We start from the raw sequence: 15,827 nt of genomic DNA, 5'->3' as shown, positions 1-15,827 counted from the left end.
ATCCACAGGATTGATCAGGCGGACGCGTCGCCTTCCTTACCCAGGTCGGGGCCCGCGTCGTCGTCCTTGCGCTCGCGCGCGGCCTGCTCCCGAGCCTCGGTTTCGGCCAATTGCGCCAGCGGATCGTCGAACGCGGTGGTGCCGCCGCCGATCACCGAGTCGATGAAGCCCGCGGGGGAGTCCAGGTCGTCGGAATCCGGCAGCAGGTCGGGGTGCGCCCACACCTGGTCGCGTGCGGTCATGCCCGCGTCGCTGGTGAGCCTGCGCCACAGCGCCGCCGCCTCGCGCAGCTTGCGCGGGCGCAACTCCAGGCCGACCAGGGTCGCGAAGGTCTGCTCCGCGGGCCCGCCGGTGGCGCGGCGCCTGCGCAGCGTCTCGGCCAGGGCGCCCGCGCCGGGCAACCGGTCGCCGACGGCGTCGCCGACCACCACCTGTACCCAGCCCTCGATGAGCGCCAGCAGTGTTTCCAGCCGTTCCAGCGCCTGCTTCTGCTCGGGCGTGGTCTGCGGTTCGAACGTGCCCTGCGCCAGGATCTCCTCGAGCTTCGCGGGATCGGTCAGCGACATCGGGTCGATGCCCTGCGCGGCCTGCTCGAGCGCGGAGAAGTCCATGCGGATGCCTCGCGCGTAGTCCTCGACCGCGCCGAGCACCTGCTGGCGCAGCCACGGCACATGCGCGAAAAGTCGCTGGTGGGCCGCTTCCCGCGCGGCGAGGAACACCAGGATCTCGCTCTCCGGCTGCTCGAGTCCCGCACTGAACTCCGAAATCGCAGCGGGCAGCAGCGCCGCGGTGCCGGTGGGTCCGAGCGGGAGGCCGATGTCGGTGGAGGTGAGCACCTCCTTGGCCAGTTGGCCGAGCGCCTGACCGAGCTGCGAACCGAACGCGAGGCCACCCATCTGGCCGAGCATGCCGACCATCGGCGCGGCGAACTGCCTGGCCTCCTCGGGCAGCGCCGCGGTCCACATGCCCGAGATCTGTTGCGCCACCGGGTCGCACAGGCGCTGCCAGGTGGGCAGGGTCTGCTCGATCCAGTCGTTGGCGGTCCACGCGACCGTCCTGGTCGCGCCCGCGGGCAGGGTGGTCGCGCTGTCGAGCCAGAGTTCGGCGAGGTGCGCGGCGTCGGCCACCGCGCTCGCGGCGCCCGAGGGCACCGGAGCGACGGTCGAGCCGAGTTGCTGACGGGCCAGCCGCTTGGCGACGTCGTAATTCACCGGCCCGGCCTGCGCCGAGCCCGGTTGCCCCATGCCGCTGAGCATCTGGCCGAGCGAGGTCAGCATCTGCCCGAGTTGCGCCGGGTCGAATCCGCCCGCGCCGGACCCGCCGATACCGAAACCGAACGGGTCGTTCGGGCCGGGACCGCTCGGCTCGTCACCGCGCTTGCGATCGTCGTCGTCGCGGTTCGAGAATCCGAAGGGGAGGTCGTTCATGCCCTTCACGTTACGCGTGTAGCACAGCGTCTCGATGTTCGCGCGCCGCGAAACCGGCGGCGGCGCGCCCGGGTGAAATGACCGCCTCCGGCGGTCCGCGACGCCGGGCATCACTACTGTGGTCCAGGTGAATCGTCGGATCCTCACCCTGGTGGCCGCCCTGATCCCGGTGCTCGTGCTCGGCGTCGTCGGCAGCGTCGTGACTGTGCCGTACGTCGCACTCGGTCCCGGCCCCACCTTCAACACCCTCGGCAAGGTGGACGGCAAGGAAGTCGTGGACGTCCGTGGGACCGAGGTCGATCCGACCACCGGGCATCTCAATATGACCACCGTCTCGGTGCGCGACGGGTTGAGCATCTTCGAGGCGTTCGGCTTCTGGGCCAGCGGCCAGCACGGCCTGGTGCCGCGCTCGGAGGTCTACCCGCCCGGCGTCTCGCGCGAGGAGATCGACAAGTCCAATCAGCAGGACTTCAAGGACTCCGAGGGCAACGCCGAGGTCGCCGCGCTGCACTACCTGAACCTGCCGACCGTCGTGCTGCTGCGCAAGGTGGCCGAGGACGGACCCGCCCATGACGCGCTGCGCGCGGGCGACGAGCTGATCAGCATCAACGGCACGCCCATGACCACGCCGAAGGACGTCATCACGGCGGTCTCCGGCCAAGCGCCCGGCAGCACTCTGACCGTGGTGTTCCGCCGCGAGAGCACCGAGCAGACGGCGACGATCGTCCTCGGCGCCCGCCCCGACGACCCCGCCAAGGGCTACCTCGGCGTGACGCCGGGCGAGGGCGCCCGGCCGCCGCTGCAGGTCGCGTTCAACCTCGCCGACATCGGCGGCCCGTCGGCCGGCCTGATGTTCAGCCTGGCCCTGATCGACAAGCTCAGCCCGGGCGAGTTGGACGGCGGCAAGTTCGTGGCGGGCACCGGGACCATCGATCAGGACGGCAAGGTCGGTCCGATCGGCGGCATCCAGTACAAGATGATGGCCGCGCGGGAGGCGGGCGCGGAGACGTTCCTGGTGCCCGAGGCCAACTGCAACGAGGCCAAGCAGCGGATCCCGGACGGGCTGCGGCTGGTGCGGGTCGAGAACCTCACCGGCGCGGTGCAGTCGCTCAACGAGATCAACACCGGCAAGGAGCCGGTCAGCTGCGGGTGAGGCCGCACCCGGGCGCACGGCCCGCGCTTCACTCGAGCGTGTGGTGCAGCGCTTCGACCAGGTTCGGCGCCAGGTTGGGATAGGTGCGCAGGTCCAGGTCGCCGAAATCGTCGGCGTCGTCCTCGGGGCGCAGTTGCAGCAGGCACAGCGACGCGCCGTCGCGCAGCACCGCGGCGAACAACCGCGCCTCCCGGCGCTCCGGGTGCGCTTCGGCGGCGGCGCGCGCGGCCGCGTCGGCGGCGTCGTGGTCGGCCAGCAGCGGAGCCAGCGCGTCGTCGAGCGTGGACTCGGCGTCCGGCGGAAGCACCACGATCTCCTGCACCAGCACACAACCTTGGACGGCGGGGGGCCAGCTGGTGGTGGCGAGGAATTCGTCCAGGGCGATCGAGCCGCCGGTGACGTCGTCGGGGAACGCCTCCTGGGCGACCGGCGTCAGCTCGTCGCCCTCGTCGAGCTGATCCTCGAGTTCCGGCTGCGCCGCGACCAGGTCCGCGGTCGGCACCAGCGCGAACATTTGCGGGGGACGACCCCACCCCTCCGCGTCGACGAATTCCGCCACCTCCCGGACGGAGCGGGCAAGGACGAGTTCGGCGTGCAGGTCTGGGGTCACGCGAACATCCAACCAAACCGCCGAGCGGGCCAGCCGGAAACCCGGGCGATCGGTTCCCCGGCGCGGCAAGCGCAACCCTGCCAGCTGCACGGTGTCCGATTTCCGTAGAGTGGGCCGGGACACGGTCCGGAAGGACCACCCGCAACATCGGACTGCGGCGCATCGGCCGGGCGTATCGGTGCGAGCGTCGCCGGACCTTGGAGAGTGGCATCGTGGGCATGCGGCCCCCCACCGGCTTACCTTCGCTGTCCCGACGCAGCCGTGTGCTGCTGGTGGCGGCCATCGTCCTCGCGGCGTTGTTGCTGCTCGGGCCGCGGCTGACGGACGCCTACACGAATTGGCTGTGGTTCGGCGAAGTCGATTTCCGCAACGTGTACCTCACGGTGCTGCGGACTCGGGTCTTGCTGTTCGTGGCCGTGGCGGCCTTTGTCGGCCTGGTGGTCTGGCTGGCGCTGCTGCTGGCCTATCGGTCCAGGCCGGTGTTCGTGCCGGTGGCGGGCCCGAACGACCCGATCGCGCGCTACCGCACCACCGTGATGAGCAGGCTGCGGCTGTTCGGCGCGGGCATCCCGGTGCTGCTCGGCCTGCTGTCGGGCCTGGTGGCGCAGTCGAACTGGGTGACGGTGCAGCTGTTCCTCAACGGCGGATCGTTCGGCGAGAAGGACCCGGAGTTCGGCCTCGACGTCGGCTTCTACGCTTTCGACCTGCCCTTCTACCGCATGGTGCTGAACTGGCTGTTCGTCGCGGTGGTCATCGCGTTCTTCGCCAGCCTGGTGACCCACTACGTGTTCGGCGGACTGCGGCTGACCGGCCGCGAGGGCACGCTGACCCGGCCCGCGCGTATCCAGCTTGCCGTGCTCGCCGGACTCTTCGTGCTGCTCAAGGCGATCGCCTACTGGTTCGACCGGTACGAACTGCTCTCCAGCAGTCGCAAGGAACCCACCTTCACCGGCGGTTCGTTCACCGACATCAACGCGGTGCTGCCCGCCAAGCTCATCCTGCTGTCCATCGCGGTGATCTGCGCGCTCGCGTTCTTCGCCGGCATCGTGCTGCGCGATCTGCGGGTGCCCGCGATGGCCGCCGCGCTGCTGGTGCTGTCCTCGATCCTGGTCGGCGCGGTGTGGCCGCTGGTGGTCGAACAGTTCTCGGTGCGTCCGAACGCCGCGGACAAGGAGAGCGAGTACATCGAACGCAACATCGCCGCGACCAGGCAGGCGTTCGGCATCACCAACGACAGGATCGATTACAAGGACTACAAGGGCGAGAGCAGCAAGAGCCCGCTCGATGTCCCGGTGGACGCCGCGACCATCGGCAACGCCAGGCTGCTCGATCCGAACATACTCTCGCCCACGTTCACCCAGCTGCGCCAGCTGAAGAACTTCTACGGCTTCCCGGAGTCGCTGGACATCGACCGCTACAACCTCGACGGTGATGTGCAGGACTACGTCGTCGCCGCCAGGGAGCTCTCGCCCGCGGCGCTGAGCGGCAACCAGACCGACTGGATCAACCGGCACACCGTCTACACCCACGGCAACGGTTTCGTCGCCGCTCCGGCCAACCGGGTGAACAAGCCGCCGTCCGAGGACCCGAACGCCGCCGGAGGCAGCGGCGACGGCGGTTACCCGATCTTCATGGTGAGCGACCTGTTCACGCCCGCGGACAAGCAGCGGATCAGGGTCGACCAGCCCCGGGTGTACTTCGGCGAGCTGATCTCGCAGTGGAATCCGGACTACGCGATCGTCGGCGCGATGGACGGCCAGCGTCCGCGCGAATACGACTCCGACACCGCGCAGTACACCTACACCGGCAAGGGCGGCGTGCCGATCGGCAACTGGATCAACCGACTCGCCTTCGCGGCCAAGTACGCCGAGCGCAATATCTTGTTCTCCTCGGCCATCGCCGACGACTCCAAGATCATCTTCAACCGCAGCCCGCGGGAACGGGTGCAGAAGGTCGCGCCCTGGCTGACCACCGATGGGAACGCCTACCCCGCGGTGGTCGGCGGACGGATCGTCTGGATCGTGGACGCCTACACCACGCTGGACAACTACCCGTACGCGCAGTCCACCGCGCTGGAGGGCGTCGAGGACAGCATCGACAAGAAGACCGGCCGGCTGCTGCCGCGCAAGTCGGTCAGCTACATCCGCAACTCGGTCAAGGCGACGGTCGACGCGTACGACGGCACCGTCACCCTGTACGAGGTCGACTCGTCGGACCCGGTGCTGAAGGCGTGGCGCGGGGTGTTCCCCGGCGCGGTGAAGCCGGAGAACGAGATCTCGCCGGAACTGCGGGCGCACTTCCGCTATCCGGAGGATCTGTTCAAGGTCCAGCGCGAAATGTTGTCCAAGTACCACGTGGACGACCCCCGGGAATTCTTCACCAACAACGCTTTCTGGTCGGTCCCCGCCGACCCGACCTCCGAGGGCGGGACCACCGCCAACCAGCCGCCGTATTACGTGCTGCTCGGCGACCAGAAAACGAACAAACCCACGTTCAATCTGACCAGTGCCATGACTGGTTACAACCGGCCGTATCTCGCGGCGTATATCTCGGTGCGCTCGGACCCGGATGGGTACGGAAAGTTCACGATTCTGCGATTGCCCACGGACACACAGACATTGGGTCCGCAGCAGACGCAGAACCGGATGACGACCGCGCCCGAGGTGTCGCGCGAGAAAACGCTGCTGTCCAATTCGAACAAGATCAAATATGGCAATCTGCTGACGCTGCCGATCGCCGACGGCGGCATCCTGTACGTGGAGCCGTTCTACAACGAACGCAATACGGGGCCGAACACGGCGACCTTCCCGCAGTTGCTGCGGGTGCTGGTCAGCTATCGGGACGAGGCGGGCAACGTCAAGGTGGGCTACGCCTCGACCTTGACGGAGGCGCTGAACCAGGTCATCCCGTCCGCGGGCGCGCTGGCGACGCCGTCCGGCGGTGACTCGGGCACCAGGCCGAAGCCCGGCACCGCTCCGCCGCCTGCCGACCAGGGCAACAACGGCGTCAGCAATGCCGGAACACCGCCGCCCGCGTCGGTCCCGCCGCCCGGCACGGGATCGTCCTCGGCCAAGGACGCCGCGGCCACGGAGCTGAACCGCAAGATCGAGAATGTCCGAAATGCCATGCGCAGCGGAAACTTCCAGGATTTCGGTCGAGCGCTCGATGAATTGGAAGCCGCCGTCAAGGCGTATCAGGACGCGGGTCGCTGATATAGCGCTGCCGTCGCATTAGCCGCGACGACAAAAGACGCCGCCATCATCGCGATGGCGGCGTCTTTTGTTTGCGGTGCAGGGTGCGTCAGCGACCGAAGGAGTCGATCAGCGTGCTGTTCTGGTCGACGAGCTGCTGGAACTGGCCCTCGAGGCCGTACCGCTCGGCCAGCTCGCCCGCGGCGGACTTGGCCTGCTCGACCACGGTCTGCGCGGCGCTCACAGCGGGCTGGGCGGGTTCGGGCACCTCGGGAAGTTCCTCGGCCCGGACGAGCGGCGCGGGCTCGGAGGTGCCCGGACGCAGGTACTTGCCGCACGACGGCCACGCGCCGGGGCCCTGGGTGGCGAGCACGTTCTCCGCCACGCGGATCTGCTCTTCCTTGCTCGCGGTGTGGGCGGAGCCCTTGCCGCCATTGGCGGCCCAGGTGCTCTGCGAGAACTGCAGGCCGCCGTAGTAGCCGTTTCCGGTGTTGATTCCCCAGTTGCCACCGCTCTCGCACTGTGCGACGCCGTCCCAGTCGTGGGTCGCCGCGGAGGCAGAAGCGGTGGAGAATGCGAACGGGACGGCAACAAGAGCGCCGGTGATGGCGGCGAGGCCGAAGGCGCGGGTGCTGATCTTCCGGTTCTCAGTCATGGTCGTTTCCCTCCCTGCGCCCGCCGGCACGGCGATCCAGCTGCCGTGTCCCTGTCCCCAGGTCGTCGGGGATCCTCGAACCGCGGGACAGGGTCGCCGGTGTTCGGCGGTTCGAGTTCGAGCCCGTCTCGGATGATCCGGGCCGTGGACTGACGGTAACGAAGAAATCTCAGCAGATCACATCTGGATAACGCTGGAATCGCGTGAAGCGAATAACCCGAATATCGACGTTTTTCCAGGTGGTAAACGCCATCAACACGCTCGAAGGGTGGTAAGTTATCGCATCGTTATGTGAGTGAGATCACCATGATATAGTGAAGTACGTCACGTTTGAAGTACTCGCTCCGTGGAGAATCTTGTGGGCGCGAGCGATATGCGCATCGTGTTCGCGGTTGCTGCCGTGCGATTCGGCGGTCCGCGATGTACCTGCGCTTCGGCTTCCCCTGGTCTGTTCAACTCCCGAAAGGTGCTTTGAACTGGCGATTTGCGGTCTGCGGGAACCCGTGTGTAATGTTGTGTTCACCGACGCGGGGTGGAGCAGCTCGGTAGCTCGCTGGGCTCATAACCCAGAGGTCGCAGGTTCAAATCCTGTCCCCGCTACAAAGGGAAACGGCCCGGAACCAAGAGGTTCCGGGCCGTTTTCGTCTGTGCCATGTGTCCGGTTCGTCGGCAGACCCTACTGCCGGTGGAACCGCTCGCGGACGGCGTCCATGCGGGCGCGCAGTTCCGCCGGGGTGATCACGCCACGATCCATCAGCGTGTGCGCGGTGACGACGACCGAGCGCGTTCGTATCGGGAAGTCGTGATAGATCGTCTCGCCGAGCACGTCCTCGGCATGGCGGCGTTCCAGGTTGTCCAGGGCGCCGCGCCAGGATAGGCACTCACACGTGGCCTGCATGCTGGACTCCCAGGGATCGGGCTTGCGGTCTAGTTCGGGCAATGTGCTCTCCCGGCGCGACTCGGGGTCCAGTGTGTGCAGCAGGACGTCGTACGGGCCGCTCGTCACCGGTGGTCGTCCTTCCTCGTGGCGGACTCGGCTCGGTTCGGCGGCTGCTGCGCGGTCCAGTCGACCTGGGGCAGCGCCACGCCGATCATCGTGTCCCGGGTGACGATGGCGGCCAGTTGCTCCTCGGTCCAGCCCTCGGTGCCCTCCGGACGCATCGGCATCACCATGAACCGCGACTTCTGATTCGAATCGTGCACCCGGATCTCGACCTCGGGCGGGAAGTGCAAGCCGAATTCGGCGAGCACCTCGCGGGGCCAGCGCACCAGGCGCCGGCGGTAGTTGGGCGTGCGATACCAGTCCGGTGACATCCCGAGCACCGGTCGCGGATAGCACGAACACAGGGTGCACACGATGAGGTTGTGCACCTGGGGAGTGTTCTCCAGCACGTAGAAGTAGGTGTAGTCGCTCGGCGTCCCGGATCCGGTCGGGTCGCGCCAGTCGATGCCGACCTCTTTGCACGTCTCGGTGCCGTCGGCGAGCAGGCGCGCCTTGAAGTCGGGGTCCATCCACGCCTTCGCGACCAGTTTCGATCCGCCGTGCGGGCCGACGGATTCGGCCCACTCGGCGAACCTGCGGTGGTCTTCCTGGGAGAACAGCCCTTTTTCGATGGCGAGTTCCCGGATCGCCGTCTCGAGCACCTCGAACTCGCTGATCTGTTCGCTCGTCTGGATCGGCGCGTGCGCCTCGTGGTCGTGCGTCCGGCTCACCGGGCATCCTCCTCTGCGGGCTCGAGCCAGTGCTCGGAAACCTCCGTTTCCAAGGTGTCGGCGTCGAAGCCGGTGTATTTGGGCCACAGATCCTTCTGGCGGAATCGCACGACGTAGAACGGCTCGACGCGGCCGTCCTCACGCCCCCACGCCTCGTCCTCCGGGATGATCCACTCCGGCCGGTGCTCGACGACGACGCCCGTGCGGCCGCGGGTGTAGGCCTGGGTGCGGGTGTGGAACATCGAGGTGGCCTCGCGGATCCGGACGCGATCGCCGATCCGGTACTTCCTCGTCATGCGCGCGCCTCCCGTCGGGCGCGTACTTCGTCCAGCTTGGCCGACAGCTCGTCAGGAGTGATCAGTCCTTTGGCGACCAAGGTCTTCGCCGCGACGGTCGCCCAGCGCGCGTAGTAGGGGAGACCGAAGTACAGCGTCGCGCCGAGGTCGTTCTCCGCTCGCCGGCGTTCCTCGGAGTTCCACACGCCACGCCAGCCGAGGCATTCACACGTGACGTAGGTGCTCATCTCCCAGGGCTCCTCCTCTTTCTCCCGGTACTCGACCGGGATGTCCGGCTGGCCGCCCACGTCGTGCAGGACGTGCCGCAGTGCGGCGAACAATTCGTTCGAGATCTCGTAGGGCGAGTCCAGCGGTTCGCGAAACACCGGTGCGAGGTCCGCGACGCGGTGCTGCAGTTCGTCGAATCGGTTCGGTGCGCTCATGATGTCTCCGTAGTGACGGATCCGGTGGCCCCGAAGGGGGCGGTTTGCGGATGGCGTGCGCGCGAACACTGTGATGTGACCCCAGTCACAGTTATCTGGTCCGTTCGCCAAGGGTACACGCCGAGATCGGTTTGCTGAAGGATGTCTGCGGTGGTGTGCCGCAGTGCCGTTCGCGCCGGACGCCGCCCTGAGAATCGGCGGTGCGGCCCCCTTGACTGGCGGAAAAAGTGGAGGAGACTGGTAGGTACACCGGAACACCGGTAGGTGTTCGCATTGTCCGTTGAGACGTCGGCAGGCAATGACAGCACCGATCCAAGATCCGGCTAGGCCCCCGGCAGCCAGTTGAAACACCGGAGCCACAGCGACGACTGAGGCTCACGGTTTCGACGAGACTACCGGGGACTGATCTGTGTAAGGGGATCTTTCACCTGGAACTCCAGGTTCGCGAATGCCGCCGGAGCGGTTGGCCGAATCGGCTCACCCGCACCGAATGCTGATGGTTGACTAGCCGTGTGCCGGCTGTCCCGGCCGCACCTCGGCAACCGATGTCAGGAGGCACCCCGCAATGCCCACTCACGACGGAAGCTGGCCGCAGGGAACGCCGTGCTGGGTCGACAGTCAGGTCGACGACCCGGCGCGTGCCCGCGGGTTCTACGGCGAACTCTTCGGCTGGGAGATCGAGGACAGCCCGCCCGAGGCGGGTGGATATCTGATGGCGATGCGCCAGGGCCGCGCGGCCGCGGGCATCGGACCCAAGCCGGAGGGCATGCCGATGCCGTCGGTGTGGACCACGTACTTCGCCGCCGACAGCGCCGACGACATCGCGCAGAAGGTGAAGGGCGCGGGCGGTTCGCTGATGATGGAACCGTTCGACGTGCTCGACGTCGGCCGCATGTTCGTCGCCGCCGACCCCACCGGCGCGGTCTTCGGGGTCTGGGAGTCCAAGGCCCACACCGGCGCGGGCATCTACAACGAGCACGGCGCCTACTGCTGGAACGAACTGCACACCGGCGACTACAAGCAGGCGCAGCAGTTCTATGCCGACGTGTTCGGCTGGCACTACACCGAGATCGGTGATGGTGAGCGTTTCGTCTACTCGACCTTCAGCCGGACGCAGGACGGCGACGCCATCGGCGGGATCAACGACTCGACGAAGATGCCGGGCGACGACCCGTCGTATTGGCTGACCTGGTTCCAGGTCGGCGACACCGACAACGCGCTGGCCAAGGCGCGCGATCTCGGCGCCACCGTGATGGCGGGCCCCGACGACAGCCCCTTCGGCCGCATGGGCATCGTCCAGGGCCCGCAGGGTGAGGTCTTCGGCATCATCGACCCCACGACCACGGTCGGCGAACCCCCGGCCGGCGCCTGAGTCGAAGCGGTGCGGCGGCGCGCCGGGTCAGTCGCAGCGCGCCGCCCCCGGCGTGACCAGGCCGTGCTGGTGGGCGTAGACGACGGCGTGGATGCGGTCGCGCACGCCGAGTTTGGCGAGGATGCGGGAGACGTGGGTTTTCACCGTCTCCTCGCCGACGCACAGCCGCGCGGCGATCTCGGCGTTGCTGCGCGCATCGGCCAGCAGGAGCAGCACTTCCAGTTCGCGAGCGGTGAGCAGCCGGACTTCCGGCGGGGTGCGCGGCGGCGCGAGCGTGCTCGCGAAGCGGGAGACGAGGCGGCGGGTCATCGACGGATCGATCAGGGCGTCGCCGCGTGCCGCGATCCGGATGGCCGCGACCAGTTCTTCGGGGGGCAGGCTTTTCAGCAGGAATCCGCTCGCACCCGCCTGCAAGGCGCGATAGAGGTTGGCTTCGCTGTCGTAGGTGGTGAGCACCAGGACGTGTGTTCCGCCCGCGGCGACGATCGCGGCGGTGGCGGCCAGCCCATCCAGCTTCGGCATCCGGACGTCGAGGATTGCGACATCCGGTCGCAGCCGGGCGGTCTCGGCGACGGCGTCGCGGCCGTCGCCCACCTCGGCGACGCAATCCAGGTCCGCCTGGCTGTCGACGACGGCGCGCAGACCGGAGCGGAACATGCTGTGGTCGTCGGCGATCAAGACACGGATGGGCGAGTTCACGATCCTCCGATCGGCACCGAGACCGTGGTGCGCCAGTGCGTGGCGTCGCGGCCGTAGTCCACTTCACCGCCGAACAGCTCGGCGCGGCGGCGTATCCCGTTGAGCCCGCGCGGAACCGAGGTGTCGGCGATCGCCGGTTCGCGGGCGAGGGGATTGGTCGCACGCAGCACCATCCGCTTCGGCAGGTACTCCACGTCCAATCGCGCGTGCGTGCCGTCGCCGTGCCGCAGCGCGTTGGTGAGCATCTCCTGCACGATGCGGTACAGGGTGAGGTTCAGCGAGTCCGGCAGCTCGATCGCGTCGCCGCGTACGGTCACCTCGACCTCCAGCCCGGCCGCGCGGACGTGCTCGATCAGCCCGTCGATGTCGGCGAGTCCCGGCTGGCGCTGTCCGTCGTCCTCGCGCCCGTGCAACAGATCGAGCTGGCGGCGCAGATCGACCATGGCGGCTCGGCTGCTGGACTCCACGGCCGACAGCGAGCGGGCGGCGGCCGCGTCGGCGGCGCCGCCCAGGGCCAGCCGCGCCGCACCGGCGTGAATGCCGATCGCGCTGACGTGATGCGAGATCACGTCGTGCAGGTCCCGCGCGATGGCGGCCCGTTCTTCGGTGACGGCCCGTTCCAATGCCGTACGGTGCTCCTGGCGGCGCAATCGGGCACGCTGTTCCAGATCGGCGATGTAGGCGCCCCGTGCCGCGGTGTAGCGGCCGACCAGCCACGGCACGCAGCCCGCGGACACCGTGGCGGCCAGGAGCATTCTCCAGTCGTGCGCCGCGGCGCTGTCGGTGAACAAGTGAGCTCCGGCCACCCCGGCGCACAGCAGCACCATGGTGAGCACCGAAACAGGACCGGCCAGCCATGCCCCCGCGCGATATCCGGCCACCAGGAACCCCACGTCGGCGAATCGGATCGGGAATCCGTGCCGATACAGCAGCAGCGCGGCCAGCAGGCGCACGAGCACCTGCGTCACCGCGACCACGCTTGCGGTACGGGGCGGCAAGGCCAAGGCGAGATCGGCGGCGACGATCACCGCGACAGCCGCGAGCGTCTGCCACGGCGCCACGGTGAACACGCCGCTCAGTCCGAGCACCACCGCGTCGATCACAGCGGCCACCACCGCGACCAGCACCGACTGGCGGGCCAGCGACCTGCTCACATCCAACAGATGGTCACCGCCTCCGTCCGTGTCCGGCGCCGCGTCCCTGGCATCCTAGCCATGCTGCTCGGCCTCGCCGGACGACAACTCTGCACCGGCGGGCCGCGCTGCGCGTCCCCCGCACGGGGGATGCGGAATCCCTCGCCTGCGCGATGTCCGCACTCGCCCGCGTCCGTAGCGTCGAAGGTCGACGACGGACGGTGAAGGAGAACTGATGGGCCGTGTGGAGTTGTTGAGCTATGCCATTCCGGCGTTCGCGGTGCTCATGCTGGTGGAGTGGATCGCCTACCGGCGCGATCCGGACCGGCCGCAGACCAGCGGGTCGGTCCGCGACACCGCCTCCAACGTGGTGACGTTCACGCTGGGCAGGCTGACGAAGCCACTGCTGCAGTACCTGGTGCCGTTCTCGGCGGTGGTCGGTGCCGCGGCGATCACCCCGCTGCACCTGTCGCCGCGGTCGTGGTGGGTCTGGCTGCTCGGCCTGGTCGTGACGGACCTTTGCTACTACTGGGCGCATCGCGCCGACCACCGGGTCCGGCTGATGTGGACCGCGCACAGCGTGCACCACTCCAGCCAGTACTTCAACCTCTCCACCGCGATCCGCCTGTCCTGGTTGCATCCGGTCGCGAGCGTGCTGCGCGGGCTGGCGTGGGTGCCTGCGGCGCTGCTCGGCTTCCCGGCGTGGATGATCTTCCTGCTCCAGGGCATCGGCCTGCTCTACCAGTTCCCGATCCACACCCAGCGCGTGCGGACGCTGCCGCGGCCGATCGAGTTCTTGTTCAACACACCGTCGCACCACCGTGTGCACCACGGCTCGAACCAGCCCTATATCGACAAGAACTACGGCGGCATCCTGATCATCTGGGATCGGCTGTTCGGCAGCTTCGCCGCCGAGACCGAACCGGTCCGCTACGGCCTCACCAAGAACATCGGCACCGACAACCCGCTGAAGGTGAACTATCACGAATTGGCCGCGCTGATCCGCGACGTGCGCGGCGCGAGCACGTGGCGCGGCCGGCTCGGGTACGTCTTCGGCCCGCCCGGCTGGACGGAGCATGCCGAGCCGGTGTCCGAACGAGTCGAGGGTCCGGTGTCGGAACGAGTCGAGATCCCGGCCGCCGGCCAGGTGACAGCACGCGTCGGGCAGCTCACCTGCTGACCGCGACGGCGTCCTTCGGCGCCGCTCGAACCCCTGTGTACCCGAGGTGGCCGGGCGTCCCAGCGCGTCCGGCCAGCCGTGTTCGGAGCGCGATCGTGCTTCGAGGCTGTGCGCCCACCAGGCTGATTCAGGGGAGATCCGGGGAGGTGAAACGGCGCGCGCGCCCGGCGATCAGCGGACAAGGATTCGCGGTCGTCAGACGGAATCGAGATAGAACCGCAGGGCCACGATGCCGTCGCTGCCGGGCGCGAACTCCGCGACCGCCACGCCCGGTACCCCGCCGAGCCGCACACTCGCCGTGACCGTGCGCCCGGCGGCGATCACCTTGCTCCAGCGCATGTTTCGCACCCGGTTGGTGAATTCCTCCACCGATACCGGCGTTCCCGCGGGCAATTCGATGTCGGCCCGATGGCCGAGCAGCTCGCGTACCCGGCTCAGGTCGGTGCTCGCCGCTGCCGCGAAAAGCCTTGTCGTGGCGCGCTTTCCGCTGCGGCCCACGCCACCGAGCGCCTGCAACATGCCGAGTGCCCCGCTCACGCCCTGGTTGGCGATCAGTTGCGGTCCGAGCTTCAGCGCGGCGGCGAGTCCGGGCAGCCCCGTGCGCAGCAGTTGCCAGATCATGCCCGCCAGCTCCCAGTGCGCGGCCAGATGGGCGATCTTCCACACCCCGTCCTGCTCGACCAGCCGGTAGCTCAGATGCATCGGGACCGAGACGGTGGCGCCGGTCGACATCGTGGTCGCGATGGTCAGATCGCGCACCACCGTCGGAGGGTGGACCAGGTCGCGGTCCACCTGGAACTCGATCGTGTTCGGCCCGATGAAGGTGTCGTAGAAGCGTTCGATGGCCGCGCGGCCGACATGCGGGCGGGAGCCCACCGGGTCATTGACCTCGGCGTCGGCGGCGAACAGGCCGACCCACGCGGATCTGTCGTGCGCGGCGACCGCGCGCGGTGACGCCTCGACGGCCGTCAGCAGCGCTGCGGCCGAAGGATCCAGCGGCATGGCAGTACCTCCGTTGACGCGAGCCCGGGACTCGACACATGGTAGAACAAGTTCTAGTTTTGGCGTCGCGTTCCGGTGTCGCACCGGTCGCTTCCGCACGACGAAGGAACTCGATGGACTGGTACACCGGGAACACCGCCTACGACACCGTACTGACGATCGCCTTCGCATTCGCGGCGTTCGTGCTCGTCGGCGGCTTCTTCGCACAGAGTCCCTACGGGCGTTTCGCCACCACCGAGGTCGGTTTCAACCTCAACCCGAAGCTGGGCTGGTGGTTGATGGAGATCCCGGCGACGGTGGTGTTCGCGGTCTGCTACCTCGCGGGCCCGAACCGTTTCGAGCCCACCCCGCTGGTGCTCGCGGCGATCTGGGTGCTGCACTACGGCAACCGAGGCTGGTTCTTCCCGCTGTCCATCCGGCAGGTGCCGGGCAAGCGGAGCAGTTTCAACATCTCTGTACTCGCCGCGGGCGTGTTCGTCACGGCGTTGCACGGCTACCTCAACGGTTCGTTCTTCAGCCACGACTACCTCGATCAGTACGGGCCGGAATGGTTGACCGATCCGCGGTTCCTGCTCGGACTCGTCGTCTATCTGGGTGGGTTCGCGCTGCTCGTGCGCTCCGAATCGATCGTGCGCAATCTGCGGGACAAGGCGAATCCCGGCGCCGCCGAGTACCGCATCCCCTACGGGGCAGGCTTCCGCTTCGTCAGCAGTCCGGCCTATCTGGGCGAGTTGCTCGCGTGGGCGGGCTTCGCGCTGGCGACGTGGTCGTTGGCTGGTGTGGTGATCTTCCTGATCACCGCGGGCAACCTGGTCCCGCGCGCCTTGGCTACGCACAAGTGGTACCGGGAGAAGTTCGCCGACTATCCGGCCGGGCGCAAGGCGTTGATTCCGTTCGTGGTCTGACCGTTCGGCGGAGCGGCCGCGCATCGCGTCGGGGTGCGGGTCGCAGGTCATGCCGGATCTGCGCGGGTT

Annotated in this window: 15 protein-coding genes and 1 tRNA gene; 6 read left to right on the top strand and 10 right to left on the bottom strand. The window is 68.1% G+C overall.

The annotated features are described in order from the left end of the window. Positions 1 to 14: 14 nt before the first annotated feature. Positions 15 to 1,427 (bottom strand): zinc-dependent metalloprotease, encoded by a 1,413-nt coding sequence (locus IU450_RS13960; RefSeq protein WP_195150228.1) that lies wholly within the window; start codon positions 1,425 to 1,427, stop codon positions 15 to 17. A 127-nt stretch (positions 1,428 to 1,554) separates the two neighbouring features. Here IU450_RS13960 and IU450_RS13955 point away from each other — a divergent pair, with 127 nt between their 5' ends. After that, positions 1,555 to 2,580, top strand: coding sequence for a PDZ domain-containing protein (locus IU450_RS13955; protein WP_195150227.1), 1,026 nt, complete (start codon positions 1,555 to 1,557; stop codon positions 2,578 to 2,580). A 28-nt stretch (positions 2,581 to 2,608) separates the two neighbouring features. On the opposite strand, the gene IU450_RS13950 is transcribed toward IU450_RS13955, so the two are convergent. Then, complete coding sequence (locus IU450_RS13950) at positions 2,609 to 3,190, bottom strand: PPA1309 family protein (RefSeq protein ID WP_195150226.1); 582 nt, start codon at positions 3,188 to 3,190, stop codon at positions 2,609 to 2,611. Between the two features lie 212 nt (positions 3,191 to 3,402). Here IU450_RS13950 and IU450_RS13945 point away from each other — a divergent pair, with 212 nt between their 5' ends. Continuing rightward, complete coding sequence (locus tag IU450_RS13945) at positions 3,403 to 6,402, top strand: UPF0182 family protein (protein ID WP_195150225.1); 3,000 nt, start codon at positions 3,403 to 3,405, stop codon at positions 6,400 to 6,402. Between the two features lie 88 nt (positions 6,403 to 6,490). Here IU450_RS13945 and IU450_RS13940 read toward each other — a convergent pair whose 3' ends face one another. Then, the gene (locus tag IU450_RS13940) at positions 6,491 to 7,036 is read right to left on the bottom strand and encodes a transglycosylase family protein (RefSeq protein WP_195150224.1); all 546 of its coding nucleotides are present in this window, start codon (positions 7,034 to 7,036) and stop codon (positions 6,491 to 6,493) included. 526 nt (positions 7,037 to 7,562) lie between these two features. On the opposite strand from IU450_RS13940, the gene IU450_RS13935 reads away from it, so the two are divergent. Further along, positions 7,563 to 7,636 (top strand) — tRNA-Met (locus tag IU450_RS13935). Between the two features lie 76 nt (positions 7,637 to 7,712). Here IU450_RS13935 and IU450_RS13930 read toward each other — a convergent pair. The 4 genes from IU450_RS13930 to IU450_RS40905 are packed head-to-tail and all read right to left on the bottom strand — an operon-like array spanning position 7,713 to position 9,467. Continuing rightward, positions 7,713 to 8,042, bottom strand: a complete 330-nt coding sequence (locus tag IU450_RS13930) for an SH3-like domain-containing protein (RefSeq protein WP_195150223.1) — start codon at positions 8,040 to 8,042, stop codon at positions 7,713 to 7,715. Continuing rightward, positions 8,039 to 8,749 carry a thiocyanate hydrolase subunit gamma gene (gene scnC / locus IU450_RS13925; RefSeq protein WP_195150222.1) on the bottom strand — a complete coding sequence of 237 codons (711 nt, stop codon included), beginning with the start codon at positions 8,747 to 8,749 and terminating at the stop codon, positions 8,039 to 8,041. The genes IU450_RS13930 and scnC overlap by 4 nt, the downstream gene beginning before the upstream one ends. After that, positions 8,746 to 9,045 (bottom strand): SH3-like domain-containing protein, encoded by a 300-nt coding sequence (locus IU450_RS40910; protein ID WP_195064820.1) that lies wholly within the window; start codon positions 9,043 to 9,045, stop codon positions 8,746 to 8,748. Before IU450_RS40910 ends, scnC begins: the two co-directional genes overlap by 4 nt. Then, positions 9,042 to 9,467 carry an SH3-like domain-containing protein gene (locus IU450_RS40905; RefSeq protein ID WP_181719808.1) on the bottom strand — a complete coding sequence of 142 codons (426 nt, stop codon included), beginning with the start codon at positions 9,465 to 9,467 and terminating at the stop codon, positions 9,042 to 9,044. The genes IU450_RS40910 and IU450_RS40905 overlap by 4 nt, the downstream gene beginning before the upstream one ends. A gap of 565 nt (positions 9,468 to 10,032) precedes the next feature. On the opposite strand from IU450_RS40905, the gene IU450_RS13910 reads away from it, so the two are divergent. Next, positions 10,033 to 10,839: a VOC family protein gene (locus IU450_RS13910; RefSeq protein ID WP_195150221.1), complete on the top strand. Its 807-nt coding sequence runs from the start codon at positions 10,033 to 10,035 to the stop codon at positions 10,837 to 10,839. Between the two features lie 27 nt (positions 10,840 to 10,866). Here IU450_RS13910 and IU450_RS13905 read toward each other — a convergent pair whose 3' ends face one another. Both IU450_RS13905 and IU450_RS13900 read right to left on the bottom strand, forming a co-directional pair. Beyond that, positions 10,867 to 11,538 (bottom strand): response regulator, encoded by a 672-nt coding sequence (locus IU450_RS13905; protein ID WP_195150220.1) that lies wholly within the window; start codon positions 11,536 to 11,538, stop codon positions 10,867 to 10,869. Then, on the bottom strand, positions 11,535 to 12,692 hold the full coding sequence (locus IU450_RS13900) for a sensor histidine kinase (RefSeq protein WP_324197681.1): 1,158 nt from the start codon (positions 12,690 to 12,692) through the stop codon (positions 11,535 to 11,537). The genes IU450_RS13905 and IU450_RS13900 overlap by 4 nt, the downstream gene beginning before the upstream one ends. Positions 12,693 to 12,906: 214 nt before the next feature. On the opposite strand from IU450_RS13900, the gene IU450_RS13895 reads away from it, so the two are divergent. Then, positions 12,907 to 13,851, top strand: coding sequence for a sterol desaturase family protein (locus IU450_RS13895; protein WP_195150219.1), 945 nt, complete (start codon positions 12,907 to 12,909; stop codon positions 13,849 to 13,851). Positions 13,852 to 14,046: 195 nt separating this feature from the next. Here the strand turns inward: IU450_RS13895 and IU450_RS13890 are convergent, their stop codons facing one another. Continuing rightward, a complete protein-coding gene (locus IU450_RS13890) occupies positions 14,047 to 14,853 on the bottom strand; it encodes a nuclear transport factor 2 family protein (protein ID WP_195150218.1) in 807 nt (268 codons plus the stop codon). A 113-nt stretch (positions 14,854 to 14,966) separates the two neighbouring features. On the opposite strand from IU450_RS13890, the gene IU450_RS13885 reads away from it, so the two are divergent. Continuing rightward, positions 14,967 to 15,758: a 3-oxo-5-alpha-steroid 4-dehydrogenase gene (locus IU450_RS13885; RefSeq protein WP_195150217.1), complete on the top strand. Its 792-nt coding sequence runs from the start codon at positions 14,967 to 14,969 to the stop codon at positions 15,756 to 15,758. Positions 15,759 to 15,827: the final 69 nt, after the last annotated feature.

Origin of the sequence: Nocardia abscessus, assembly GCF_015477775.1 — a bacterium.
GTDB classification, from domain to species: Bacteria; Actinomycetota; Actinomycetes; order Mycobacteriales; family Mycobacteriaceae; genus Nocardia; species Nocardia abscessus_A.
This window is presented reverse-complemented; position numbering and strand designations above follow the sequence as displayed.